This window comes from Ectothiorhodospira shaposhnikovii, from assembly GCF_047222355.1.
In the GTDB taxonomy this organism is placed as follows: domain Bacteria; phylum Pseudomonadota; class Gammaproteobacteria; order Ectothiorhodospirales; family Ectothiorhodospiraceae; genus Ectothiorhodospira.
In genome coordinates this window covers 2743277-2767500 of record NZ_CP178333.1, presented here as the reverse complement: position 1 = coordinate 2767500, position 24224 = coordinate 2743277, and the positions used below count along the sequence as shown (strand labels likewise).

Genomic DNA, 24224 nt, shown 5'->3' with positions numbered 1-24224 from the left:
ATTGAAACCGGAACGCCAGTTTCGGTGGAGCCGACCTTGAAATACCACCCTGGCATGTTTGGAGTTCTAACCTCGTCCTGTGATCCAGGACAGGGACCGTGTGTGGTGGGTAGTTTGACTGGGGCGGTCTCCTCCCAAAGAGTAACGGAGGAGCGCGAAGGTACCCTCAGCGCGGTCGGAAATCGCGCACTGAGTGCAAAGGCACAAGGGTGCTTGACTGCGAGACAGACACGTCGAGCAGGTGCGAAAGCAGGTCTTAGTGATCCGGTGGTTCTGAATGGAAGGGCCATCGCTCAACGGATAAAAGGTACTCCGGGGATAACAGGCTGATACCGCCCAAGAGTCCATATCGACGGCGGTGTTTGGCACCTCGATGTCGGCTCATCACATCCTGGGGCTGAAGCAGGTCCCAAGGGTATGGCTGTTCGCCATTTAAAGTGGTACGCGAGCTGGGTTTAGAACGTCGTGAGACAGTTCGGTCCCTATCTGCCGTGGGCGTCGGAGATTTGAGAGGGTCTGCTCCTAGTACGAGAGGACCGGAGTGGACGTACCTCTGGTGTTCCGGTTGTCACGCCAGTGGCATTGCCGGGTAGCTACGTACGGACGGGATAACCGCTGAAAGCATCTAAGCGGGAAGCCTTCCTCAAGATGAGATCTCCCTGGGCACTTGATGCCCCTCAAGGGTCGTCGAAGACTACGACGTTGATAGGCGGGATGTGGAAGCGCAGTAATGTGTGAAGCTAACCCGTACTAATTGCCCGTGAGGCTTGACCATATAACACCCAAGCAGTTTGAGGTGTGTAGTTGCAAAGACATGACATGCCTGATGTTTTCCCGATTTTGCCGATGTTGAGTTGATCAGCATCAGCGTCAGTTTTGCCTGGCGGCCATGGCGAACCGGAACCACCCGATCCCATCTCGAACTCGGAAGTGAAACGGTTCAGCGCCGATGATAGTGTGGGGCCTCCCCATGTGAAAGTAGGTCACTGCCAGGCACCTATTCCAAAACCCCGATCGGGAAACCGGTCGGGGTTTTTTCTTGCCTCTCATTCCACCTCCGTCTCATCATTCCCGCCCTGCGTCATTCCCGCCACCCCTGCGTCATTCCCGCGAACGCGGGAATCCAGTGACAGGACAGAAAACCCTGGACTCCCGCTTGCGAGGGAGTGACGAAAGAGTACGGGAGTGACGATGAGATTTTGCTTTCACGGCAAGGGCTTTACTTTCAGTGCTAAAATGCTCGTTTGCCCGCCGGCAACCCACTCGGGAGCCTCTGTTCCATGGAAAATATCCTCATCCGCGGTGCCCGCACCCACAACCTGCAGAACGTGGATCTGACGCTTCCGCGGGATCGGCTGATCGTCATTACCGGGGTATCCGGTTCCGGCAAATCCTCCCTGGCCTTCGACACCCTCTTTGCCGAAGGACAGCGCCGCTATGTGGAATCCCTGTCCGCCTATGCCCGGCAGTTTCTGTCGGTGATGGAAAAGCCGGATGTGGATCATATCGAGGGACTGTCCCCCGCGATTTCCATCGAACAGAAGACCACATCTCATAACCCGCGCTCCACCGTGGGGACGATCACCGAGATCTATGACTACCTGCGCCTGCTGTTTGCCCGCGCGGGAGTGCCCCGCTGCCCCGATCACGACACCAGTCTCGAAGCCCAGACCGTGAGTCAGATGGTGGATCAGGTCTTGGCGCTTCCAGAAGGCGAGAAGCTCATGCTGCTGGCCCCCGTGATTCAGGAGCGCAAGGGGGAGCATCAGAACGTACTTGAAGGGTTGAGAGCCCAGGGTTATCTGCGGGCCCGAATCGATGGCGAACTGGTGGAGTTGGATGATCCACCCAAGCTGGAACCCCGCCGCAAGCACACCATCGAGGTGGTGGTGGACCGTTTCCGGGTGCGGGATGATGTCCGGGTGCGCCTGGCGGAATCCCTGGAAACCGCCCTGAATCTCTCAGAGGGGATCGCCCTGGTGACCTGGCTGGATGCGCCGGAGCGGGCGCCGATGGTGTTTTCCTCCCGGTTTGCCTGCCCTGTCTGCGGTTATGCCATTCAGGAGCTGGAGCCACGGCTGTTTTCCTTCAACAATCCGGTAGGCGCCTGTCCCACCTGTGACGGTCTGGGTGTGCAGCAGTTCTTCGACCCCGAGCGGGTGGTGGCCCATCCGGAACTGAGTCTGGCCGGTGGGGCGGTGCGAGGCTGGGATCGTCGCAACGCCTATTATTTCCAGATGATCCAGAGTCTGGCGCGGCATTATGATTTCGATATCGAGGTGCCCTTCCAGTCCCTGGATGCATCGATTCGCCAGGTGGTGCTCCACGGTAGCGGCCGCACGCGGATCGAGTTCGAGTATCAAAATGAACGGGGGCGGATCGCCCGCTCCACCCAGCCCTTTGAAGGAATCATTCCCAACCTGGAGCGACGCTACCGGGAGACGGATTCCAGTGCCGTGCGCGAGGAGTTGGCCAAGTACCGCTCCATGCATCCCTGTCCGGATTGTCAGGGAACGCGCCTGAATCGGGCCGCCCGTCATGTGTTCATCGGGAGCCACACGTTGCCGGAGCTGACCCGTCTGCCCATCGGAACGGCCCGACACTTTTTCCAGGATCTGTCCCTGCCCGGCAAGCAGGGCAGGATTGCGGAGAAGATCCTCAAGGAAATCGTCGCCAGGCTGGATTTTCTGGTGAACGTGGGGCTGGACTACCTCACCCTGGATCGGTCAGCGGATACCCTTTCCGGCGGCGAGGCCCAGCGTATCCGGTTGGCCTCTCAGATCGGTGCCGGGCTGGTGGGGGTCATGTACATCCTGGACGAGCCTTCCATCGGCCTGCATCAGCGGGATAACGAACGCCTGCTCAATACCCTGACCTATCTGCGGGATTTGGGCAATACGGTGATCGTGGTGGAGCACGATGAAGACGCCATCCGTCGGGCGGATCATGTGGTGGACATCGGTCCGGGGGCCGGTCGTCACGGGGGGCGCATCGTGGCCCAGGGGACCCCGGAGGCGGTCAGCCATACTGCGGAGTCTCTCACCGGCCAGTACCTGTCCGGGCAGCGCCGGATCGATGTGCCTGCCCGCCGGCATCCTGTGGACCCGGCGCGCCAACTGGTCATCCGGGGCGCCAGCGGCAATAACCTGCGCGATGTGGATCTGTCCGTCCCGGTGGGGCTGTTCACCTGTGTCACCGGTGTGTCCGGTTCCGGCAAGTCCACTCTGATCAACGATACCCTGTATCGCCTCATGGCCCTGCGTATCAATCGTGCCGGTGAACAACCGGCCCCTTATGCCTCGCTGGAAGGGGCGGAGTTTTTCGACAAGGTGGTGGACATCGACCAGAGCCCTATTGGTCGCACGCCCCGTTCCAATCCGGCCACCTACACCGGCCTGTTCACGCCCATCCGCGAACTGTTTTCCGGGGTGCCGGAGGCCCGCTCGCGGGGCTATGCCCCGGGGCGCTTTTCATTCAACGTGAAGGGCGGCCGTTGCGAGGCCTGTCAGGGCGACGGCGTCATCAAGGTGGAGATGCATTTTCTGCCGGATGTCTATGTGCCCTGCGATGTTTGCAAGGGCAAGCGCTACAACCGGGAGACTCTGGAGATTCGTTACAAAGGCAAAACCATCCATGAAGTGCTGGAAATGACCGTGGAGGACGCCCTGGAGTTTTTCCAGGCGGTGCCGGCCCTGCGGCGCAAGCTGGAAACACTGATGGATGTGGGGCTGTCCTACATCCAGTTGGGGCAGAATGCCACCACCTTGTCCGGCGGCGAGGCCCAGCGGGTGAAACTCGCGCGGGAACTGTCAAAGCGGGATACCGGTCGTACCCTGTATATCCTCGACGAGCCCACCACCGGGCTGCATTTTCACGATGTGGAACAATTGCTCAAGGTGCTGCACCGCCTGCGCGACCATGGCAACACGGTGGTGGTGATCGAGCACAACCTGGACGTGATCAAGACGGCGGACTGGCTCATCGATCTGGGGCCGGAAGGGGGTTCCGGTGGCGGCGAGATCATCGCCACGGGGACGCCGGAGCAGATCGCCGCCGAGCCTCGCTCACATACGGGGCGGTTTCTGGCGCCGATGCTGGCGCTGGATCCCACTGGATGACCGAATACGGCTCTCAGCATGCCATTAGATTCTCAGCAGGTCGTTATACGGCTCTCAGCATGTCATTCCCGCGAAAGCGGGAATCCCGTCGCGGGCTGTGAAGTTCTGGACTCCCGCTTTCGCGGGAGTGACGGTGAATATTTCGCGGAAGTGACCATGAAAGTCTCGCGGGAGTGGCGGTAAGTCTTTTCCGGGTGTAGCGGCAAGCCTCCTTGCTTGAGTCACGGCAAGGGAGGGGGGGTGAGCCTGGACAGTAAGGCATGACCTGTTCCCCATGATCCATGGACGGTCTATGCTCTGGTGGGCGAGCGGATAAATTCCGGCCTTGCCCCCTCAATCACGATACAATGGACGATTTCTGTTTTCGGGAGCGGTCTCATGGCTAAAGGCATCAACAAGGTCATCCTCATCGGCAATCTGGGCAATGACCCGGATGTGAAATACATGCCCAGTGGGGCCGCCGTGGCCAACGTGAGCCTGGCTACCGCGGAACGCTGGAAGGACAAGCAGACCAATGACTGGACCGAGCGCACCGAGTGGCACCGCCTGGTGTTCTTCGGGCGTCTGGCGGAGATCGCCGGTGAATACCTGCGCAAGGGCTCCCAGGTCTATGTGGAAGGGCGCCTGCAGACCCGGGAATGGGAAAAGGACGGCATCAAGCGCTATACCACCGAGATCGTGGTCAATGAAATGCAGATGCTGGGCGGTCGCAGCGGCGGTGGTTCCGGCGATTTCGACAGTGGTCGCGGCAGCAGCCATGACGCCGGTGATGGCGGCAGACCTGCGCCTCGGCAGGCACCGGCCCCGGCGGCGTCTTCCAGTCGTCCGATGCAGGATGATTTCGAGGACGATATTCCGTTTTAGGATTCACCTTCCTTCTCCCACGGGGGAGAAGGGCCGGGGATGAGGGGCGACCAGACCCCGGCTTGATGCCGGAGCATGCTGCCCCTCACTCCAACCCCTCTCACATCAGGGGGAGAGGGGCTTGTTCTGCAACATGCATATCGCTTTCGCTTTGCCTGACCGGACTTCCAAGAATCACCCCATGCGTACCAAGATCTATATCCAGACCCACGGCTGCCAGATGAACGAGTACGACTCGGGCAAGATGCTGGACGTGCTGCGTGAATCCCACGGGGGCGAGCTGACGGATGATCCCATGGACGCGGATGTGCTCCTGCTCAACACCTGTTCCATCCGGGAAAAGGCCCAGGAAAAGGTCTTTTCCCTGTTGGGGCGTTGGCGTGCCATCAAAGAACAGCGCCCCGGCGTGGTGATCGGTGTCGGCGGTTGCGTGGCCAGCCAGGAAGGGGAACTGTTGCGGGAGCGCGCCCCCTTCGTGGACATGGTCTTTGGTCCCCAGACCCTGCACCGACTGCCCCAGATGCTGGAAAGCGCCCGGGGTGGCCGCTATCCGGTGGTGGACGTGTCCTTCCCCGAGATCGAGAAGTTCGATGCTCTGCCCGAACCCCGGGCCGACGGCCCCACGGCGTTTGTGTCCATCATGGAAGGGTGCAGCAAATACTGCACCTACTGTGTCGTCCCCTATACCCGGGGCGAGGAGATCAGCCGGCCCTTCGACGACGTCCTGGCCGAAGTGGCCCAGCTGGCGGCCCAGGGGGTGCGAGAGGTGAACCTGCTGGGGCAGAACGTGAACGCCTACCGGGGCCGCATGCACGATGGCGAGATCGCCGACCTGGCCCTGCTGATCCACTATGTGGCGGCGGTGGACGGGATCGATCGCATTCGCTTCACCACGTCCCATCCGGTGGAGTTTTCCGACAGCCTGATCCGCGCCTTCGCCGAGGTGCCCCAGTTGGCCGGCCATCTGCACCTGCCGGTACAAAGCGGTTCGGACCGGATACTGGCGGCCATGAAGCGTGGGCACACGGCCCTGGAGTACAAGTCCAAGATCCGGCGCATCCGTGAGGCCCGGCCGGACATCTGCCTGTCTTCGGATTTCATCGTCGGCTTCCCCGGTGAAACGGAGGCGGATTTCCAGGCCACCATGAAATTGATTCATGATATCGGCTTTGACCAGTCCTTCAGCTTCATCTACAGTCGCCGTCCCGGCACCCCGGCGGCGGTGATGGAGGATGACGTGCCCCTGTCGGTGAAGAAGCAACGCCTGCAGCACCTGCAGGACACCATCAATGCCTCCGCCCAGGCCATCAGTGAAGCCATGGTGGGGCAGGTGGAGTCGGTACTGGTGGAAGGCCCGTCCCGCAAGGATCCGCGCTGGATGGCGGGACGCACCGGCAACAACCGGGTGGTGAACTTCCCGGCGGATCCGGACTGCATCGGACATTTCGTTCCGGTGCGCATTACCGAGGCCCTGAGTCATTCACTGCGGGGCGAACGGGTGCCTGACGAGCAACAACCCGAACCGATGCCGAAGGCCGCCGCGAGCGGCTGATCAGGCTATACTCCGTGGACACACAACCCGCCTTGATGGCCTGAACCTGCCTTGACTGAAACTCCTGCCGATTCTCAAGTGGCGGCCTCCCCGGTGACAGTGGAACTGTCCCTGGAGCCCGCCGACAACCTGCGCCTGGCAAATCTCTGTGGTCAGTTCGATGAGCATCTGCGGCTCATGGAGCAGCGCCTGGGCGTGGAAATCAACAACCGGGGTGCCCGCTTCAACGTGATCGGTGACCCGCAACCGGCCCAGGCCGGCGCCGAGCTGTTGCGGGATCTTTACCGGGCCACCGCGAAGGAGACCCTCAACCCCGCCCGCGTCCACCTGCATCTGCAGGAGTCGGGGATTGACCGCCTGCTGTCCCGGCGGGAGGAAAAGGCGGACGAGGATGAAACGCCGCTGCATCTCAAGCGGGGCGTGATCCGCGGTCGCGGGGCCAACCAGCTCCGCTACCTGCGCAACATCCGCACCCATGACTTGAACTTCGGCATCGGGCCGGCGGGCACGGGCAAGACCTACCTGGCCGTGGCCGCCGCCTGCGAGGCCCTGGAAACGGAGCGGGTGCGACGCCTGGTGCTGGTGCGTCCGGCGGTGGAGGCCGGGGAGCGGCTGGGATTTTTGCCTGGGGACCTGGCTCAGAAGATCGACCCCTATCTGCGGCCCATGTACGACGCCCTCTACGAGATGCTGGGTTTTGAAAAGGTGGCCAAGCTGATGGAGCGCAATGTCATCGAGGTGGCGCCTCTGGCCTACATGCGTGGCCGCACCCTGAATGATGCCTTCGTGATACTGGACGAGGCCCAGAACACCACCTCGGAACAGATGAAGATGTTCCTGACACGCATCGGCTTTGGTTCCACCGCGGTGGTGAACGGTGACGTGACCCAGACGGACCTGCCCAATCCCCGGCAGTCGGGGCTGCGCCATGTGATCGAGATCCTGCAGGATGTGAAGGGCATCAGCTTCACCTTCTTCACCTCCCGGGACGTGGTGCGCCATCCCCTGGTGCAGCGCATCGTCGAGGCCTATGACGCGAGCGAATCGTCTCGCAAGGACCGCTGATGTCCCGGGATGTGCAATTGCAATACGCGGTGCCGCGCAAGGGGATACCCGGACCGGCGAGCTTTCGTCGCTGGGTGGATCTGGCTTGCCAGGGCTGCGAGGGGTCGGTGCTGATCCGCATCACCGATGAGACGGAAAGTGCGCAGCTCAATCATCAGTATCGGGGCAAGTCCGGTCCCACCAATGTGCTGTCATTCCCCTTCGAGGCCCCGGCGGGCGTGCCGATGGCCCACCTGGGAGACCTCGTGATCTGCGCCCCGGTGGTGGCCCGGGAGGCGGCGGAGCAGGGCAAGCCGGTGCAGAGCCACTGGGCGCACATGGTGATCCACGGTGTACTGCACCTGCGCGGCTTCGATCACCTGTCCGAGGCCGAGGCCGAGGTGATGGAGACGATTGAAACATTGCTCATGGCAGAATTGGGCCATGCAGACCCCTATGCGTACTGAATCCTTCCGACCTCTCATTCCATGAATACCGATCGCTCCAGCGAACCTCCCGCCCGTAGTTGGGTGGAACGTCTCACCCTGGCCCTGTCCGGGGCCGAGCCCAGGGACCGCGCCCAACTGGTGGAACTGCTGCGCGGTGCCCATCAGCGCCAGATCATCGATCCCGATGCCCTGGGCATGATCGAGGGGGTGATGCAGGTCTCCGAGATGCAGGTGCGGGATATCATGATCCCCCGCGCGCAGATGGATGTGGTGCGGCGGGATGCCGCCCTGGACGACATCGTCGCCATCCTGGCCGATTCGGCCCATTCCCGCTTTCCGGTGATCGGTGACGACCGGGACGAGGTGGTGGGCATCCTGCTGGCCAAGGACATGCTGCGTTATTTCGTGAAGGACGGTCAGGAGGTCTTCGACATGCAGGACATCCTGCGTCCCGCCGTCTTCGTGCCCGAGAGCAAGCGCCTGAACGTGCTGCTCAAGGAGTTCCGCAACAGCCGTAATCACATGGCCATCGTGGTGGATGAGTACGGCGGCGTGGCGGGGCTGGTGACCATCGAAGATGTGCTGGAGCAGATCGTCGGCGAGATCGACGACGAGCATGACATCGAGGACTTCCTCACTCACATCCTGCGCCACGCCAATGGCCGCTTCACGGTGAAGGCCCTCACGCCCATCGAGGAGTTCAACGCCTATTTCAATACTGATTACAGCGATGACGAGTTCGACACCATCGGCGGATTCGTGATCCATCGCTTCGGCCATGTCCCCAAGCGCGGCGAGGAACTGAGCTTCGATCGTTTCCATGTCCGGGTGTTGCGGGCCGATAACCGCCGGGTGCATCTGCTGGAACTCAGTTACCGTGAAACCCCGCCCGCCGAGGCGGAGCCCACCCCGCTCTGATCCCATGACCCACGCGCTTGCGGCTGTGCCCCTGATCCGGACGCTGGAACGGCACCCCCGTTGGGCCCTATGGCTGGCCCTGTTGGCCGGCGCCGCCCTGGTGCCGGCCTTTGCCCCCTTTGAACTGCGTGTGCTGGGTGTGCTGGCGCCGGCCCTGCTGTTCGTGCTCTGGGCCGGGGCGCAACCCCGCCAGGCGGCCTGGCGGGGCTATGCCTTCGGCCTTGGCATGTTCGGGGCCGGCGTCTACTGGGTGTATTACAGCCTGCACCTGTTCGGCGCGGCCATTGCCCCCCTGGCGGCCCTGATCACGGCCGGCTTCGTCATGCTGCTGGCCCTGTTCCCGGCCCTGCTCGGCTATCTGGCCGCCCGCCTGCGGGGGCGGACGACCGCCTTCGTGCATTTGGTGTTGCTGGTGCCGGCCCTGTGGGTCCTGTTCGAGTGGTGGCGTGGCTGGTTTCTCACCGGATTCCCCTGGCTGCTGCTGGGGACGGCCCAACTGGATACGGCCCTGGCCGGCTATATGCCGGTGCTGGGAGTCTTTGGTACCGGCATGGTGGCGGCGATGATGGCCGGCGCCCTGGCCTGGGGTGTCGTGAGCGGGCATCGTCGGCTGGCGGCGGCGCTGGGATTGGTGGGATTGCTGTGGCTGGGGGGGCTGGGACTCAAACAGGTGGAATGGACCCGCCCCGTGGGCGAGCCGTTGCAGGTCAGCCTGTTGCAGGGGAACATGGCCCAGGAGGACAAGCTGCGTCCGGAGGAACTGGTGACGGCCATGGGCCTGTATGCCTACCTGACCGAAGAGGCCTTCGGCAGCGATCTGATCCTCTGGCCCGAGACGGCGGTGCCCAGTTTCTATCACTACCTGGAAGAGGATTTCCTCCTGCCCCTGGCGGCGGAGGCGCGCACCCATGGCAGCGAACTGCTGGCCGGCATCTTCACCTACGAACCCGAAACCCGGCGCATGTTCAACAGCATCGCCAAGGTGGATGCCGAGCGCCCTCAGTTCTATCACAAGCGCAAGCGGGTGCCCTTTGGTGAATACCTGCCGCTACGGGGACTGCTGGAGTGGCTGGACGGCTATATCGAGCTGCCCATGGCGGACCTGTCCAGGGGGCACGGAGGCTTCACCCTTGAGGCGGCCGGGATCGTGCTGGGAGCCTCCATCTGCTACGAGGATGCCTTCGGACATCTGATCATCCGTGCCCTGCCGCGGGCGCAGATGCTGGTGAACGTGACCAACGATGCCTGGTTCGGGGATTCCATCGCCCCCCATCAGCACCTGGAAATCGCCCGGGTGCGGTCACTGGAAGCGGGGCGGGAAATGCTCCGGGCCACCAATACGGGGATCTCGGCGGTGATCGATCATCGGGGCGGGATCCGGGATCGTTCGCCCCAGTTCGAGACCCACGTGCTGACCACCCGGGCGCAGCCCCGGGAAGGGCTCACCCCCTATGCCCTGTGGGGGAACTGGCCGGTGGTCACGGGGCTGACATTGCTGGTGGCGGGGCTGGTGCTGGCCGGGCGACGCGGCCCGGCGTCCCCTTCATCACCGGTTCCTCGCTCCTAGTCCCGAGCCCTTCGATATTCGGTGCCGTGGCACTTCGGGCAGGGCGGGATCCGACCGCTCTCGGTGAAATGCAGTTCGGTGTCACACCGCTTGCAGGCCAGCACCCCTGGCGCCGCCACCTCACCGGTGTGCCAGACCCCCACCGCCCGGGCGCGGGCCTCCAGTTCCGCCAGTTCCACCCGGGTGCGGTCGGCGATGGAGGACAGCAGGTCCAGGATCCGGGCCTCGATGAGCTGCAGGTCCATACGGAACCAGGTGCGAAAATCCCGGCTCGACTCGTTCAGGTAGTCGCCGATGTCATGCAGATCCCGGCGGATGTATTCGGCCACCTCGTGGGCCTCCTCGCGGGTGGCCTCGCCCAGTTCCACGGCTTTGTGACGGGCGTCCTCGATGGCATGTTCCAGGGTCGGGCCGGTCTTTTCCTCTGCCACTTCCACGGCATGCCGCACCCGTTCCAGCATCCGGTCGTAGGCATGGACCAGTCCGTCCCGGATGGGATGTTCGCTCTGTTTGTCCGACATGATTCCAACCTCCAGTGAATTCATCAAAAAATGGATCGGTGCCGCAGAAGGGGTAGGCCGTGGTCCTGGCGGCGGGCGTTTGCCGCAGGGATGCGGCAATCAAGCCTACAGGGACGTATTCACGGCGTCCCGCCGATGGGGCCACGGCCTACCTCTGTCTTCCACCATGCTTCCAAGAGTACACCAGGTTTCACGCGTACCACCCATGCCTCGGCTCAGGTCAATGTGCCGGAAGTTGTGACCCCCCGGCAGTCACGCTATCCTTGCCGGTCTTCCCGGAGCCATGGACAACGCAGCGGCGGTCCGCGCCCCTGGCCCGTGCATTCCCAGATTCAGCCGGTGGAACCCCATGCAAGAACACTACGAACCCGAAGTCATCGAAACCGATGCCCAAGCCTGGTGGGAAGCCAATGACTGCTTCCGTGCCCGGGAGGATGACGGCCGGGAACCCTTCTACTGCCTCTCCATGTTCCCGTACCCCAGTGGGCGGCTCCACATGGGCCATGTGCGCAACTACACCATCGGCGACGTCATCGCCCGCCACCAGCGCATGCAGGGGCGCAACGTGCTCCAGCCCATGGGCTGGGATGCCTTCGGCCTGCCCGCCGAGAATGCCGCCCTCAAGCACGGCGTGCCCCCGGCCAAGTGGACCTACGAGAACATCGACTACATGCGCGGCCAGCTCAAGCGCCTGGGGTTTGCCTACGACTGGTCCCGGGAAATCGCCACCTGCCGGCCCGAGTATTACCGCTGGGAACAGTGGCTGTTCACCCGCCTGTTTGAAAAGGGGCTGGTCTACAAGAAGACCGCCGTGGTCAACTGGGACCCGGTGGACCAGACCGTGCTGGCCAATGAACAGGTCATTGACGGCCTGGGGTGGCGCTCCGGTGCCCCGGTGGAACGCCGGGAGATCCCCCAGTGGTTCCTGCGCATCACCGACTATGCCGAAGAGCTGCTCAACGGCCTGGATACCCTGACCGGCTGGCCGGAGCAGGTACGCACCATGCAGCGCAACTGGATCGGCCGCTCCGAAGGGGTGGAAGTGGTCTTCCAGGTAGACGGCCACGACACCCCCCTGACCGTCTATACCACCCGCCCCGACACCCTGATGGGGGTGAGCTATCTGGCGGTGGCGCCGGAACACCCCCTGGCCGCCCTGGCCGCCGAGGACAACCAGGCCCTGGCCGGTTTCATCGAGGAATGCAGCCACACCAAGGTGTCCGAGGCCGACATGGCCACCATGAAGAAGCGGGGCGTGGCCACCGGTCTCAAGGCCATCCACCCCATCACCGGGGAAAAGGTGCCCGTGTGGGCCGCCAACTTCGTGCTCATGGAATACGGCACCGGCGCCGTGATGGCGGTGCCCGCCCACGACCAGCGGGACTGGGAGTTTGCCCGGGCCTACGGCCTGCCCATCCGGCAGGTGATCCGTCCCGCCGACGGGGCCGCCGCCATCGACCTGGACAAGGAAGCCTTCACCGAGAAGGGCATTCTGCTGGCCTCCGGCCGGTTTGACGACATGGACTTCGACCAGGCCTTCAATGCCATCGCCGATCAGCTGGAAGCCGAGGGCCGGGGGCGGCGCCGGGTCAATTACCGGCTGCGGGACTGGGGTGTCTCCCGGCAGCGTTACTGGGGTTGCCCGATTCCCATCATCAACTGTCCGGACTGCGGTCCGGTTCCCGTCCCCGAAGATCAGCTGCCGGTGGTGCTGCCGGAAGCGGTGGCCTTCGACGGCGTGGGTTCCCCGATCAAGAAAATGCCCGAATTCTACCGCACCCCCTGTCCCCGCTGCGGCGGCGAGGCGGAGCGGGAAACGGACACCTTCGACACCTTCTTCGAGTCCTCCTGGTATTACGCCCGCTACGCCTGCCCGGACAACGACGGCGCCATGATGGACGAGCGGGCCCGTCACTGGCTGCCCGTGAATCAGTATGTGGGCGGCATCGAACATGCGGTGCTGCACCTGCTCTATGCCCGCTTTTTCCACAAGCTGATGCGGGACGAGGGGCTGGTGCCGGGGGATGAACCCTTCGCCAACCTGCTGACCCAGGGCATGGTGCTCAAGGACGGGGCCAAGATGTCCAAGTCCAAGGGCAACACAGTGGATCCCCAGGAACTGATCCAGCGGTACGGTGCCGATACCGTGCGCCTGTTCATGATGTTCGCCGCGCCGCCGGAAATGTCCCTGGAATGGTCCGATTCCGGGGTGGAGGGGGCTTCCCGTTTCCTCAAGCGACTGTGGAAACAGACCCACGACCATCTCGGTGCCGGACCCGCACCGGCCCTGGATGCTCCTTCGCTGACCGAGGCTCAGGCGGATCTGCGCCGCAAGCTGCATCAGACCATCGCCAAGGTGAGCGATGATATGGGCCGGCGCCATACCTTCAACACCGCCATTGCCGCCTGCATGGAACTGCTCAATGACCTGAGCCGTTTCGAGGATGCCACGCCCCAGGGGCGCGCCCTGATGCAGGAGGCCCTGGAGGCCATCGTGCTGATGCTCTCGCCCATCGTGCCCCACATCACCCATCGTCTGTGGGCCGAGTTGGGACATCCGGATGCCCTGGTGGATCGCCCCTGGCCCCAGGTGGACCCCGCCGCCCTGGAGAGTGACACCCAGGAACTGGTGATTCAGGTGAACGGCAAGCTGCGCGGCCATCTGCGGGTGCCCACCGGTGCCGAACGCGCCGCCATCGAGGCCCAGGCCCTGGCCGACGAGAACGTCAGGCGACACATCGACGGCAAGACCGTGGCCAAGATCATCGTGGTCCCGGGCAAGCTGGTGAACGTGGTTGCCAAGTGATGCACGGTCGAGGCGTCAGGCCGTGGCGGTCGGGACCGGGGCGGACAGCCCTGGTGCTGATGCTGTGCCTGCTGCTGGCTGCCTGCGGCTTTCAGTTGCGGGGGGCGGCGGGCCTGCCGCCGGAGATGGCCCGTACCGCCATCACCGGCCTGGGGGCCTTCGACCCCCTGGTCATCGACCTGCAGCTGGCCCTGCGCGCCGCCGGGGTGGGACCGGTGCCCCTGTCCAAGGCCACGGCCGAGCTGCGCATCCACGATCTGAGGACCGGCCGCCGGGCCCTGTCCGTGGGGCGAGACGCCCAGGTCTCCGAGTATGAGGTCTTCACCCGCCTGACCTATTCGGTGAGAGGGCGGGGGAATGACTTCGAGATCCCCGAGCAGAGTCTGACCCTGACCCGGGACTATCTCTTCGATCCGGAAGGCGTGCTGGGACAGGCCGAGCAGGAACAGAGCCTGCGGGAGTCCATGCGCCGCGACCTGGTCCAGCTGATCCTGCTGCGACTGCAGGCGGCGGGGAACCATTCAGCGTTGCCATGAAACTCAAGCCGGAGCAACTGGAGAGCCACCTGCAAAAGGGGCTGGCGCCGATCTATCTGCTCAGCGGCGAGGAGCCGCTGCAGCTGATGGAGGCCGCCGATGCGATCAGGGCGAGGGCACGGGCCGAGGGGTTCGAGGACCGGGAGGTCTTCACTGTGGACAAGGGGTTTGACTGGGGCCAGGTCCAGACCGCCGCCGAGAGCCTGTCCCTGTTCGCCCAGCGCCGGGTACTGGAACTGCGCATGCCGTCCGGCAAGCCCGGCGCCCAGGGCGGCAAGGTACTGGAGGCCTGTGCCGGACAGCCGTCCGTGGATACGGTGTTGATCATTCAGTGCGGCAAGCTGGAACGACAGGAGCAGAAGTCCCGCTGGTGTCAGGCCCTGGAGCAGGCGGGGGTGATGATCCAGGTCTGGCCCCTGGATCTGGCGGGGACCGAGGCCTGGATCACCCGTCGCATGAGCCGTCGCGGGCTGCAACCCACCGCCGGGGCGGCCCGGTTACTGGCGGAGCGGGTGGAAGGCAACCTGCTGGCGGCCGCCCAGGAGATCGACAAGCTGATGCTGCTGCAGGGGGACGGCCCGGTGGACGAGGCCGCGGTGATGGCCGCGGTGGCCGACAGTGCCCGTTTCAGTGTCTATGACCTGACCGACGCCGCCCTGGCCGGGGAGGCGGGCAGGGCGGTGCGGATCCTGTCCGGCCTGCGGGCCGAGGGCATCGCGCCGGTGCTGGTGAGCTGGGCCCTGGCGAGGGAGATCCGCACCCTCAACCGGCTGGCGGAACAGGCCGCCGCCGGCACCCCGCCCCAGGTGGTGCTCAAGTCGGTCTGGCCGCCCCAGCGCCAGCCGGTGGTGCGCCAGGCCCTGCGACGCCTGTCCCTGCATGCCCTGGGGCAATTGCTGCGGGAGGGCGCGCGGGCGGATCAGGTGGCCAAGGGGCAGAAGCCGGGCAGCCCCTGGGATGAATTGTTAGACTTGACCCTGGGATTGGCAGGACATCCGTCTTCCTTGATCCGCAACCACTCACATTGAAAAAGATGGCAGACACCGTGATCGAGAACATCAACGACTACATGCTGCAGCTGGGCCGGCAGGCCCGTGCCGCTTCCCGGGTCCTGCTGCGCGCCGACACCGCCGCCAAGAATGCCGCCCTGCTGGCCATGGCGGAACTGATCGAGGCCCGGGCCGACACCCTGATGGCGGAAAACCGCAAGGATCTGGAGGCCGGTGAAAGGAATGGCCTGGATGCCGCCATGCTGGATCGTCTGGCCTTCAATCCCGAGCGTCTGGGCACCATGGCCGAGGGGCTGCGCCAGATCGCCGCCCTGCCGGATCCGGTGGGCGCCATCTCCGATCTCAATTACCGCCCCAGCGGCATTCAGGTGGGTCGCATGCGCGTCCCTCTGGGGGTCATCGGCATCATCTTCGAGTCCCGGCCCAACGTGACCGTGGATGCCGCCGGCCTGTGCCTCAAATCCGGCAATGCCGCCATCCTGCGCGGCGGTTCCGAGGCGTTCCATTCCAACCGGGCCCTGGCCGACTGCATCCGCGAGGGTCTGGACCGGGCCGGTCTGCCCGCCGACGCGGTGCAGGTGGTGGGGACCACCGACCGGGCCGCGGTAGGCGCCCTGCTGCGCCTGAAGGATCATGTGGACGTGATCGTGCCCCGGGGCGGCAAGGGGCTCATTGCCCGGGTCAGCGAGGAATCCCTGATTCCGGTGATCAAGCACCTGGACGGCATCTGTCATGTCTACATCGACGATCACGCGGACCTGGACAAGGCCGTCAAGGTCACCCTCAATGCCAAGACCCAGCGCTACGGCACCTGCAATACCCTGGAAACCCTGCTGGTGGCCGAATCCATCGCCCCCAGGGCCCTGACCGCCCTCAAGCCCCTGTTCGACGACAAGGGCGTGGAACTGCGGGGCTGTGCCCGTACCCGCGCCTTCCTGCCGGATATCGGCGAGGCCACCGAGGCGGACTGGCAGGCGGAATACCTGGCGCCGATCCTGAGCATCCGGGTGGTGCCCGGCCTGGACGAGGCCATCGAGCACATCAATCACTACGGCTCCCGCCACACCGATACCATCGTCACGGAAAACTATACCCGTGCCCGGCGGTTCCTGCGGGAAGTGGATTCCAGCTCGGTGATGGTGAATGCCTCCACCCGTTTTGCCGACGGTTTCGAATACGGCCTGGGGGCCGAGATCGGCATCAGCACCGACAAGCTCCATGCCCGTGGCCCGGTGGGGCTGGACGGTCTCACCACCCTGAAATACGTGGTTCTGGGAGACGGTCATGTGCGCGGGTGAGCGCGGGCTCGGGGAGCGATGATCGGCATCCTGGGCGGCACCTTCGATCCCATCCATTTCGGACACCTGCGTCCGGCGCTGGAGATCCAGGAATGTCTGGATCTGGATGAGCTGCGCTTCATCCCCTGCGGCCTGCCGCCGCACCGGCGCCGGCCCCAGGCCGACATGTCGCACCGTCTGGCCATGGTGGAACAGGCGGTGGCTCTCCACCCCGGTTTCAGCGTGGATCGTCGTGAGCTGGAGCGGGACGGACCTTCCTACAGCGTGGATACCCTGGAGAGCCTGCGCCGGGAGCTGGGTCCCCATGTGCCCCTGTGCCTGCTGTTGGGCATGGATGCCTTTGCCGGATTGTCTTCCTGGCATCGCTGGCAGGACCTGTTCGGTCTGGCCCATATCGTGGTGGCCCACCGGCCGGGCAGCGACGCTCCCCGGGCACGGGAAGCCTGGGCGGCATCCCGGCAGGCCGCAAGCCCCGCCGACCTGCGCGCCGCGCCGGCGGGGCGTATCCTGTTCATGCCGGTGACCCAGCTTGACATTTCCGCCACCGCCATCCGTGATCTGGTGGCCCGGGGGCGCAGTCCGAGATTCCTGTTGCCGGAACCGGTGCTGACATACATTCAACGACACGGGCTTTACCTTTCAACGCTTTCCCAGAGGGATGCATGCAGACAGAACAACTGACCCAGATCGTCCTCCAGGCCCTGGAAGACATGAAAGCCCAGGACGTCAAATGCATTGACGTACGGGGCAAGACCGCCATCACCGACACCATGGTGATCGCTTCCGGCTCTTCCAACCGCCATGTGAAATCCCTGGCCGACAACGTCATCATCAAGGCGAAGGAAGCCGGTATCCAGCCCCTGGGCGCCGAGGGCGAGCGGGAAGGGGAGTGGGTGCTGGTGGATCTGGACGATGTGGTGGTCCACGTGATGCTGCCCCAGGTCCGCGACTTCTACAATCTGGAGAAGCTGTGGCTGACGGATGAATCCCTGTCGGCGGCCCCGGATGAGGAATCGGACGAGGACTCTCCGGCCGCGGCCCTGCGCCGCCTGCGCCGCTAGGCTGGCGTGCGCATCCATCTGCTGGCGGTGGGCACCCGCATGCCCGGCTGGGTGACCGAGGCCTATCGTGAGTATGCCGGGCGTCTGCCCGCCGAATGCAGTCTGGAACTGCGGGAGATCCCTTCGCCCCGACGGGGCCGCAACGCCCCGGTGGAGCGTCTGCGGGAAGAGGAGGGTGAGCGTCTGCTGGCGGCGGTGCCCCGGGACTGCTGGGTGGTGGCCCTGGACGAGAAGGGCCGCGGTCTGGATACCGCCGGCCTGTCCCGGCAGCTGGATCAGTGGATGCAGTCGGGCCGGGACGTGGCCCTGTTGGTGGGGGGCGCCGACGGTCTGTCCGACGCCTGCCGCGCCCGGGCGGACTTCAAGTGGTCCCTGTCGCCGCTGACCTTTCCCCATCCCCTGGTGCGGGTGATCCTGGCGGAACAGCTCTACCGCGGCTGGAGTCTGTTGCGCAATCACCCCTATCATCGGGCGTGACCATCGGCACGGCTTCCGTGCCGGGCGTCCACCCCGATGTCTCACCCGGAGATTCGCCCATGCTCATCCTTGCCTCCGCCTCGCCCCGCCGTCGTGAACTGCTGGATCAGATCGGCGTGGCCTGGCGGGCGCATCCGGTGGACGTGGAAGAGATCCCCCGGGCCGGTGAGTCCCCCGAGGACTTTGCCCTGCGCATGGCGGTTACCAAGGCCCGGGCAGCCCATGACGCCGTTCCCGGGCACCTCCCGGTACTGGGCGCGGACACCGTGGTCAGCATCGACGGTGATATCCTGGGCAAGCCCAGGGACCGGGAAGATGCCTTGGACATGCTCGGCCGTCTTTCCGGCCGGACCCACACGGTCCTTTCCGCCGTGGCCCTGCTGCACCAGGGATACTGTCATCAGGCCCTGTCCACCACCCGGGTATGCTTTCGCGACCTGAGTCCCGATGACAGGCGCGCCTATTGGGCGTCGGGAGAACCGGCCGACAAGGCGGGCGCTTACGGAATTCAGGGCCTGGGCGCCCTGTTCGTGGCCCATATCGAGGGCAGTTATTCCGGCGTGGTGGGACTGCCCCTGTTCGAGACCGGGGAACTTCTGCGGCGCTGCGGTCTAATATCCGGCATTGATAATCAAACCTGAAGGCACCCCGATGATGGGCACGGAAATCCTAATGAACGTCACCCCCCAGGAGACCCGCGTGGCCCTGGTGGAAAACGGTGTGCTGATGGAACTCAGCATGGAGCGGGCCCGGCGTCGGGGGCTGGTGGGCAACATCTACAAGGGGCGGGTCAGCCGGGTGCTGCCGGGCATGGATGCCGCCTTCGTGGACATCGGCCTGGAGCGGGCCGCCTTTCTGCACGCTTCCGACGTGGCCCCGGTGGAACGGGAAGAACTGCAGGGCGGCGAGACGGAACGCACCGAGCCCATCCAGCGCCTGCTGCGGGAAGGGCAGGACATCCTGGTACAGGTGATCAAGGACCCCCTGGGCACCAAGGGGGCACGCCTGACCACCTACATTACCGTGCCCTCCCGGTATCTGGTGCTCATGCCCGGCAATACCACCGTGGGCATTTCCACCCGCATCGAGACGGACACCGAGCGCGCCCGGCTCAAGGGCACGGTGGAAGGCCTGCAGGCGGAACTCGGGTGCAGTCATGGTTTCATCGTGCGCACCGCAGCCGAGGCCGCGCCCCTGGAGGCCCTGCGCAACGACATGATCTTCCTGGTCAAGCTCTGGCAGACCATTCAGCAGGCGGTACAGAAGGCACGGGCCGGTTCCGAGGTCTACATGGACCTGCCGCTGACCCTGCGGATCCTGCGGGACATGGTGGGGGTGGAACTGGAAAAGATCCGCATCGATTCCCGGGAGACGGTGCAGCGGGTCAGCGAGTTCGCCGCCCAGTATGTGCCCGAGCTGCTGGACCGGATCGAACATTACCCCGGCGAGCGTCCCATCTTCGATCTCTACAACGTGGAGGACGAGATCCAGAAGGCCCTGGAACGCAAGGTGGAGCTCAAGTCCGGTGGTTATCTGATCTTCGATCAGACCGAGGCGATGACCACCATCGACATCAACACCGGCGCCTTCGTGGGCCATCGCAACCTGGAAGAGACCATCTTCAAGACCAATCTGGAGGCGGCCCAGGCCATTGCCCGGCAACTGCGCCTGCGCAATCTGGGGGGCATCATCATCGTCGACTTCATCGACATGACCCAGGAGGATCACAAGCGTCAGGTGCTGCGCTCCCTGGAAAAGGCGATGGAAAAGGACTATGCCAAGAGTCAGATCTGTGATGTCTCGCCCCTGGGACTGGTGGAAATGACCCGCAAGCGTACCCGCGAAAGCCTGGAACATCTGCTTTGCGAACCCTGTCCCACCTGCATGGGGCGCGGTTACGTAAAGTCCGCCGAGACCGTCTGCTACGAGATGTTCCGGGAGATCCTGCGCGAGGCCCGTCAGTTCGACGCCCGGGAATTGCTGGTGCTGGCCTCCCAGCCGGTGGTGGACCTGCTGCTGGACGAGGAGTCCGCCAGCGTTGCCCAACTGCAGGAATTCATCGGCATCCCCATCCGTTTCCAGGTGGAAAGTCTCTATACCCAGGAGCAGTTCGACGTCGTGCTCCTGTAACCCCGCGTTTCGCCCCGGACCTTGAGGAGTCCGCCGCTTGCTCAGACCCGCCCTGGCCGTCAGTCTGCGTATTCTGGTCATCAGCCTGCTGGTGGCGGCAACCCTGGTGGCGGGTCTGCGGCTGATCGCGCCGCAACTGGATGGGCTGCGCACACCGCTGGAGCGGTTCCTCTCCGAACAGTCCGGCCAGCGGGTCACGGTGGGGGCATTCCACGCCCGATGGCGCATCCTGTCACCCCGGGTCACCGTGTCCGATGTTCAGGTCCATGGTGCCGACGCGGCTGAGCCGATCCTGGTGCTGGCGCATCTGGATCTGGGCCTGGCCCTGTGGCGCAGCCTGCGGCAGGGCCGACCGGTACTGGGTCATGTGGAAGTGCGGGGCGCCGATCTGCACCTGCTGCGGGATGCAGACGGGCGAGTGCAGGTGCGAGGTGTGGACCCGTTGCCCCCGCGCCCCGATACCCCGGCATCCGCGCCGTCACCGGACGTGCTGGCCCTGCTGGTGGGCCGGGCCTTCACTCTGAGTGAAAGCCGTCTGCGCTGGGAGGATCGGCGACTGGGCATCGATTATCAGTTCGACGACCTGAACCTGGACATCTCGCTGGAGTCCCGTCGCGTACGCATGGCCGGGGAGGTCTTTCTGCCCGATGAGCTGGGCCGCTCGCTTCGGGTGGGCATGGACATGAACCATGCCGGCCACTGGGATGACTGGAGCGGCAAGGCCTTCATCCAGGCCGACGGGCTGGAACTGGCGGGCCTGCCCGAGGACGCCCGGGGCGCCCTGGGGCTGCGCACGGGCAACCTGGATGGCCGGCTGTGGCTGCACTGGCGTCGCGGCGACCTGCAACGGGCCTACCTGGAGTTGGCGTTGCGCCGGTTGGAGATGGCTTCCTTGGCGCAAGACGATCTGCCCGCGCCGATGCTGGAAGCCCTGGAAGGGCGATGGCTTTGGTATGCCCGTGAAGGGGGCTGGGACCTGCGGGTGGACGGGCTGAGGCTGTCGCGCCAGGAGGGAGATCACTGGCCCGATGGCGGCCTGGACCTGAGCTTGGTGGAGGATGCCGGTGGCCTCCAGGTGAATGTCTGGCTGGACTACCTGCGTCTGGAGGACCTGTTGCCCCTGGTTCTGCATCAACCCTGGGTGGACAATCCCTTCCAGTCCCTGCTGGCGTCGCTCTCCCCCAGGGGGACGTTGACGGAAACCCGCCTGGCCCTGACCCTACCCCGTGACGGCAGCCCCCGCTTCGTGACCGACGGACGGTTCCAGGGGGCGGGCATGGCCCCCTGGTCGGTGTTGCCGGGGATCGAGGGGGCGGACGGTGCCTTTGCCTTCACCGAGGAGGGGGGTGAGCTCTGGCTGGACAGCGCCGGTCTGGGGATGGCGCTGCCGACCCTGTTCGACCACGAGTTGCGGGCCGATACCCTGCAGGGGCTGGTGCGTTGGTTGCCGGGACCCGATGTACCCAGACTGCATCTGGAAGGACTGGTGCTGGCCAATGCCGATCTGCAGGCCCGGGGGCAGGGGATGATCCACCTGGGGGAAGAACCCGGCATGGACCTGCAGCTGTCCTTTGCCGAGGGTGATGGTGCCCGGACGGCACATTACCTGCCCCGGGGCATCCTGCCCGAGAAAACTTATCAGTGGCTGAGTCGCGGCATCCTCGATGGCCGTGTGGTCGAGGGCGGCCTGCTGTTCCGGGGGCGGTTCAGTGACTTTCCCTTCCGCGAGGATGAGGGGGTGTTCCAGGTCATCGCCCGGGTGGAGGAGGGGGTGCTGGACTACGAAGACGGCTGGCCACGCCTGGAAGCGATTTCGGCCACCCTGGAATTTCGTAACCAGGGCATGCGGATTCATGACGGAGAGGCAAGGGTCTTCGATGCCCGCATACGCGATGCCCGGGTGCGGATCGAGGATCTTGAAAGCCCCGTGCTCACTATCGAGGGACAGGCGAGGGGACCCGCTCGGGATTATCTGCGTTTCGTCGGCGAAAGCCCCTTGGGGGAAGGGCTGGAGACCCTGCTGGCCGGCGTTTCGGCCCGGGGCGAGGCGGGACTGGAGATACGCATCGACATCCCCCTGGAGGACCGGGAAGCCCTGGTACGGCCTGACACGGTCCGGGGGCGCCTGACCCTGGACGGCAACCGGCTGTCCCTGGCGGACCCGCCGCTGGTGCTGGACGCGGTGCGGGGCGTGGTGGATTTCACCGAGCGCAGCGCCCGGGCCAGGGATGTGTCCGCCCGGCTCAACGAGGCCCGTATCGAGATGCGGATGGATCGCAGTCCCGCCGGTGCCCTGGAGGTTCGGGCCGTCGGTCCGCAGCCGATCCGGGGGTTGTTGGGGGGCATCGTTTCCGAACCCTGGCTGGACTGGGTGGAAGGCAGCGCCCGCTGGGAGGCGCGTCTGACCGTGCCGCCCGAGGGGGTGTCCCGGGGCGTGCTCAACCTGTCGTCGGACCTGGTGGGGGTCCGTTCCAGCCTGCCCCTGCCGCTGGCCAAGACGCCGGAGGCGTCCCGTCCCCTGGCGGTAAGGATTCCCTTGGGACGGGATGAGGGCGCGCCGCCGTTTCGGGTGACGCTGGGCGAGGATCTGCGCGCCCTGTTCACCCTGGACGAGGCGGGGCAGGTGCGACGGGGCGAGTTGCGCCTGGGCGGTCAGGCCGCCGCCCTGCCCGCGCAGGGTTTGCGGGTCAGGGGCCATCTCTCCGGGTTGTCCCTGGATGACTGGATGACGGTGCTGGATGACATCGGCGATTGGGTTCCCGCCGGCGGCGAGGGTGGGCTGCGGGAGCTGGACCTGCATCTGGACCGTCTGCAGGTCGCGGGGAGGCGCATCGATGACTTGAGCCTGCATGCCCGCCGTGAGTCGCGCTACTGGCAGGCGCAGGTGGCGTCTCCCATGGTGCTGGGGACCATTCAGTGGCCCCTGCGGGATGGAGATGCCCTGCTCATGGACCTGGAGTGGCTGGATCTGGACCGGCTGGAGGGGCCGGCCGTGCAGGCCGCCGAGGATCGGGTCCGGCCGGATCCGGGAAATTTGCCGCCCCTGCGCCTGTCCGCCCAGTGGCTGGTGCTGCAGGGGCATCGGCTCAAGGACCTACGGCTGGAAACCGAGCCCCGCCCCGACGGTCTTGGCATCCGCGCCCTGTCACTCGTCGATGGCGAGGGCCTGACCCGGGGGCGGGCGGAGGGACACTGGCTCAGACGGGACGATGACGCCCACGAAACCCTGTTGCGGATGGAGTTGGAGAGTGATGATCTGGGACGCAGCCTGGGTCTGCTGGGTTTCCAGCCCCTCTTCCATGGCGGCAAGGCCGGGCTGCGGGCACGGCTGCAGTGGCCCGATACGCCCGCCCACCCGGACTGGTCCACCCTGGAAGGCGAGGGACGGGTGCGAGTGGAGGACGGACGTCTGACCGAGGTGGACCCCGGTGCGGGCCGACTGCTGGGGCTGTTCAGCCTTGACCTGCTGCCCCGGCGATTGGCCCTGGATTTCCGGGACTTTTTCCAGCGCGGGTTTGCCTTTGATCATCTGGAAGGGGCATTCCAGCTCGGACAGGGCAATGTGCATACCCAGGACCTGAGTATCCAGGGACCGGCGGCCCGCATCCGCATCCAGGGTCGGACCGGGGTGGAGGCCAGGGATTATGACCAGACCATTGTCGTGACCCCCAGCGTGAAGAGTACGCTGCCCCTGGCCGGTGCCCTGCTCGGTGGTCCGGTGGCGGGCCTGGCGGTCTTCGTTTTCGACCGGGTGCTGGGGGTCGGGGAGCGCATCGACGAGGCGGCCCGGGTGGAGTACCGGGTGACGGGAGACTGGTCGTCACCTCGGGTGGAGGCGGTGGCCCGGGTCCCCGACGGACGGGGCTCCTGAGG

Annotated in this window: 18 protein-coding genes and 2 rRNA genes (1 of these 20 cut by a window edge); 19 read left to right on the top strand and 1 reads right to left on the bottom strand. The window is 65.1% G+C overall.

The window, feature by feature from the left end; translation table 11 throughout:
* From ACLF6L_RS12645 to lnt, 9 genes are all read left to right on the top strand, one after another.
* Window positions 1–775: ribosomal RNA gene (locus ACLF6L_RS12645) — 23S ribosomal RNA — on the top strand; it begins 2111 nt to the left of the window's first position.
* Window positions 776–879: 104 nt separating this feature from the next.
* Window positions 880–995: ribosomal RNA gene (rrf, locus tag ACLF6L_RS12640) — 5S ribosomal RNA — on the top strand.
* 285 nt (window positions 996–1280) lie between these two features.
* Window positions 1281–4118, top strand: a complete 2838-nt coding sequence (gene uvrA / locus ACLF6L_RS12635) for an excinuclease ABC subunit UvrA (protein WP_412851801.1) — start codon at window positions 1281–1283, stop codon at window positions 4116–4118.
* A 378-nt stretch (window positions 4119–4496) separates the two neighbouring features.
* Window positions 4497–4982, top strand: a complete 486-nt coding sequence (gene ssb / locus ACLF6L_RS12630) for a single-stranded DNA-binding protein (RefSeq protein WP_238615706.1) — start codon at window positions 4497–4499, stop codon at window positions 4980–4982.
* A gap of 181 nt (window positions 4983–5163) precedes the next feature.
* On the top strand, window positions 5164–6534 hold the full coding sequence (gene miaB / locus ACLF6L_RS12625; RefSeq protein ID WP_238615707.1) for a tRNA (N6-isopentenyl adenosine(37)-C2)-methylthiotransferase MiaB: 1371 nt from the start codon (window positions 5164–5166) through the stop codon (window positions 6532–6534).
* Between the two features lie 78 nt (window positions 6535–6612).
* Window positions 6613–7599: a PhoH family protein gene (locus tag ACLF6L_RS12620; RefSeq protein WP_238616132.1), complete on the top strand. Its 987-nt coding sequence runs from the start codon at window positions 6613–6615 to the stop codon at window positions 7597–7599.
* Window positions 7599–8045: an rRNA maturation RNase YbeY gene (ybeY, locus tag ACLF6L_RS12615; protein ID WP_238615708.1), complete on the top strand. Its 447-nt coding sequence runs from the start codon at window positions 7599–7601 to the stop codon at window positions 8043–8045. The genes ACLF6L_RS12620 and ybeY overlap by 1 nt, the downstream gene beginning before the upstream one ends.
* 21 nt (window positions 8046–8066) lie before the next feature.
* Window positions 8067–8945 (top strand): HlyC/CorC family transporter, encoded by an 879-nt coding sequence (locus ACLF6L_RS12610; protein ID WP_008931209.1) that lies wholly within the window; start codon window positions 8067–8069, stop codon window positions 8943–8945.
* 4 nt (window positions 8946–8949) lie between these two features.
* A complete protein-coding gene (lnt, locus tag ACLF6L_RS12605) occupies window positions 8950–10512 on the top strand; it encodes an apolipoprotein N-acyltransferase (RefSeq protein ID WP_238615709.1) in 1563 nt (520 codons plus the stop codon).
* On the opposite strand, the gene ACLF6L_RS12600 is transcribed toward lnt, so the two are convergent.
* Window positions 10509–11033: a zinc ribbon-containing protein gene (locus tag ACLF6L_RS12600; RefSeq protein WP_008931207.1), complete on the bottom strand. Its 525-nt coding sequence runs from the start codon at window positions 11031–11033 to the stop codon at window positions 10509–10511. The two genes, lnt and ACLF6L_RS12600, sit on opposite strands and share 4 nt — an antisense overlap.
* 349 nt (window positions 11034–11382) lie before the next feature.
* Here ACLF6L_RS12600 and leuS point away from each other — a divergent pair, with 349 nt between their 5' ends.
* Genes leuS through ACLF6L_RS12550 form a run of 10 tightly spaced genes read left to right on the top strand, consistent with a single transcriptional unit; the run spans window position 11383 to window position 24222 of the window.
* Window positions 11383–13839 (top strand): leucine--tRNA ligase, encoded by a 2457-nt coding sequence (gene leuS / locus ACLF6L_RS12595; RefSeq protein ID WP_412851800.1) that lies wholly within the window; start codon window positions 11383–11385, stop codon window positions 13837–13839.
* 59 nt (window positions 13840–13898) lie between these two features.
* Window positions 13899–14375, top strand: a complete 477-nt coding sequence (gene lptE / locus ACLF6L_RS12590) for an LPS assembly lipoprotein LptE (RefSeq protein WP_412852790.1) — start codon at window positions 13899–13901, stop codon at window positions 14373–14375.
* Entirely contained in the window at window positions 14372–15403 is a 1032-nt protein-coding gene (gene holA, locus ACLF6L_RS12585; RefSeq protein ID WP_412851799.1) for a DNA polymerase III subunit delta, read from the top strand. Before lptE ends, holA begins: the two co-directional genes overlap by 4 nt.
* A 5-nt stretch (window positions 15404–15408) precedes the next feature.
* The gene (locus tag ACLF6L_RS12580) at window positions 15409–16683 is read left to right on the top strand and encodes a glutamate-5-semialdehyde dehydrogenase (protein WP_238615712.1); all 1275 of its coding nucleotides are present in this window, start codon (window positions 15409–15411) and stop codon (window positions 16681–16683) included.
* 18 nt (window positions 16684–16701) lie between these two features.
* Window positions 16702–17364 (top strand): nicotinate-nucleotide adenylyltransferase, encoded by a 663-nt coding sequence (gene nadD / locus ACLF6L_RS12575; protein WP_238615713.1) that lies wholly within the window; start codon window positions 16702–16704, stop codon window positions 17362–17364.
* Entirely contained in the window at window positions 17346–17744 is a 399-nt protein-coding gene (gene rsfS / locus ACLF6L_RS12570; protein ID WP_008931201.1) for a ribosome silencing factor, read from the top strand. Before nadD ends, rsfS begins: the two co-directional genes overlap by 19 nt.
* A gap of 6 nt (window positions 17745–17750) precedes the next feature.
* Window positions 17751–18221, top strand: coding sequence for a 23S rRNA (pseudouridine(1915)-N(3))-methyltransferase RlmH (gene rlmH, locus ACLF6L_RS12565; RefSeq protein ID WP_238615714.1), 471 nt, complete (start codon window positions 17751–17753; stop codon window positions 18219–18221).
* A gap of 59 nt (window positions 18222–18280) precedes the next feature.
* On the top strand, window positions 18281–18862 hold the full coding sequence (locus ACLF6L_RS12560; protein WP_238615715.1) for a Maf family protein: 582 nt from the start codon (window positions 18281–18283) through the stop codon (window positions 18860–18862).
* Between the two features lie 10 nt (window positions 18863–18872).
* Entirely contained in the window at window positions 18873–20351 is a 1479-nt protein-coding gene (gene rng / locus ACLF6L_RS12555) for a ribonuclease G (RefSeq protein WP_238615716.1), read from the top strand.
* A gap of 37 nt (window positions 20352–20388) precedes the next feature.
* Entirely contained in the window at window positions 20389–24222 is a 3834-nt protein-coding gene (locus ACLF6L_RS12550) for a YhdP family protein (protein WP_412851798.1), read from the top strand.
* Window positions 24223–24224 lie beyond the last annotated feature (2 nt).